This is a genomic window from Brevibacillus nigriterrae, from assembly GCF_049846925.1.
Taxonomy (GTDB): Bacteria; Bacillota; Bacilli; order Brevibacillales; family Brevibacillaceae; genus Brevibacillus_H.
Genome location: NZ_JBNCMT010000072.1, coordinates 1 through 1507 on the forward strand (window position 1 = coordinate 1; position 1507 = coordinate 1507).

The window sequence follows — 1507 nt, forward strand, 5'->3', positions numbered from 1 at the left end:
CTCCCCACCATTTTATAGTTTGAGAGCCATTAGCTCAGTTGGTAGAGCATCTGACTTTTAATCAGAGGGTCGAAGGTTCGAGTCCTTCATGGCTCACCACATGCGGGTGTGGCGGAATTGGCAGACGCACCAGACTTAGGATCTGGCGGGCGACCGTGGGGGTTCAAGTCCCTCCACCCGCACCATGAAATACACCCGAAAAAGTGAAGAGCAGCTCCGAAGCCTATTCCAAATACTTTTCGGGGGGCCCCGGAACATAACAAATATGCGGACGTAGCTCAATTGGTAGAGCGTCGCCTTGCCAAGGCGAAGGTCGAGGGTTCGAGACCCTTCGTCCGCTCCATTTTTTTGTGCCCTTAGCTCAGCTGGATAGAGCGTTTGACTACGAATCAAAAGGTCGGGAGTTCGAATCTCTCAGGGCACGCCATATACACCCCAAAAAGTTACGTAAGTCTTCGAAGCTACACCGAATACTTTGCGGGAACCTCAGAGCAAAAAACATTATCAAATCGGGAAGTAGCTCAGCTTGGTAGAGTACTTGGCTTGGGACCAAGGGGTCGCAGGTTCGAATCCTGTCTTCCCGACCATTTTTTAATTTCATAACGCCGGGGTGGCGGAATAGGCAGACGCAACAGACTTAAAATCTGTCGGGAGTTTCTCCCGTACCGGTTCAAGTCCGGTCCTCGGCACCATATTTGCGGGTGTAGTTCAATGGTAGAACTCCAGCCTTCCAAGCTGGTCGCGTGGGTTCGATTCCCATCACCCGCTCCATTTTTTTATATGGAGAGTTACCCAAGAGGCCGAAGGGGACGGTTTGCTAAACCGTTAGTATGCGTAAGTGTAGCGAGGGTTCGAATCCCTCACTCTCCGCCATTGTAATGATAGGGGCATAGTTTAAAGGTAGAACGAAGGTCTCCAAAACCTTTGGTGTGGGTTCGATTCCTACTGCCCCTGCCAAAAATATGTAATTCTGCTTTTTATGGCGGTCGTGGCGAAGGGGTTAACGCACCGGATTGTGGCTCCGGCACTCGTGGGTTCAAGTCCCATCGATCGCCCCAAATTGGGAGTATAGCCAAGTGGTAAGGCACGGGTCTGCAAAACCCTTATCCCCCGGTTCAAATCCGGGTACTCCCTCCAATTATACCTGTTCCAGTAGCTCAGCAGGATAGAGCAACGGCCTTCTAAGCCGTGTGTCGGGAGTTCGACTCTCTCCTGGAACGCCACTTCACCACTCAGTTATTACCATATTTTACTTGTTGATTATTGATTGGTAACGTGATATATTGTTAACCTGTTCGTTGAGAGTTTTAGGTTTTAATTTAAGTCTAAAGCTTAAATGACTCAATCACCAAAAAAACAGGTTGCATTAATAGATTTAACATGGTATATTATAAACCTGCCTCTCAAACGAGAAGGTTGATGAATAAACTAAATGCTCTTTGAAAACTGAACAATAAAGCGTTTTATAGTGAATCAAAACACTAGCCAAGTGAATTGTTTTGCAGTT

At 47.6% G+C, this 1507-nt stretch carries 12 tRNA genes; all 12 read left to right on the forward strand.

The annotated features are described in order from the left end of the window. Nucleotides 1-23 precede the first annotated feature (23 nt). The 12 genes from ACPW7N_RS26465 to ACPW7N_RS26520 all read left to right on the forward strand — a co-directional run bounded on the left by ACPW7N_RS26465 (nucleotide 24) and on the right by ACPW7N_RS26520 (nucleotide 1223). Nucleotides 24-99: transfer RNA gene (locus tag ACPW7N_RS26465), tRNA-Lys, on the forward strand. Between the two features lie 3 nt (nucleotides 100-102). Beyond that, nucleotides 103-185 (forward strand) — tRNA-Leu (locus tag ACPW7N_RS26470). An 82-nt stretch (nucleotides 186-267) separates the two neighbouring features. Continuing rightward, nucleotides 268-343: transfer RNA gene (locus ACPW7N_RS26475), tRNA-Gly, on the forward strand. Between the two features lie 7 nt (nucleotides 344-350). After that, a tRNA-Arg gene (locus tag ACPW7N_RS26480) sits at nucleotides 351-427 on the forward strand. Nucleotides 428-510: 83 nt separating this feature from the next. Continuing rightward, a tRNA-Pro gene (locus ACPW7N_RS26485) sits at nucleotides 511-587 on the forward strand. A 17-nt stretch (nucleotides 588-604) separates the two neighbouring features. Then, nucleotides 605-692, forward strand: a tRNA-Leu gene (locus ACPW7N_RS26490). 5 nt (nucleotides 693-697) lie between these two features. Further along, nucleotides 698-771, forward strand: a tRNA-Gly gene (locus ACPW7N_RS26495). Nucleotides 772-782: 11 nt separating this feature from the next. Next, nucleotides 783-873 (forward strand) — tRNA-Ser (locus ACPW7N_RS26500). Nucleotides 874-883: 10 nt separating this feature from the next. Next, nucleotides 884-957, forward strand: a tRNA-Trp gene (locus ACPW7N_RS26505). 25 nt (nucleotides 958-982) lie between these two features. Next, nucleotides 983-1058, forward strand: a tRNA-His gene (locus tag ACPW7N_RS26510). Nucleotides 1059-1062: 4 nt separating this feature from the next. Next, nucleotides 1063-1137, forward strand: a tRNA-Cys gene (locus ACPW7N_RS26515). Between the two features lie 9 nt (nucleotides 1138-1146). Continuing rightward, nucleotides 1147-1223: transfer RNA gene (locus ACPW7N_RS26520), tRNA-Arg, on the forward strand. Nucleotides 1224-1507: the final 284 nt, after the last annotated feature.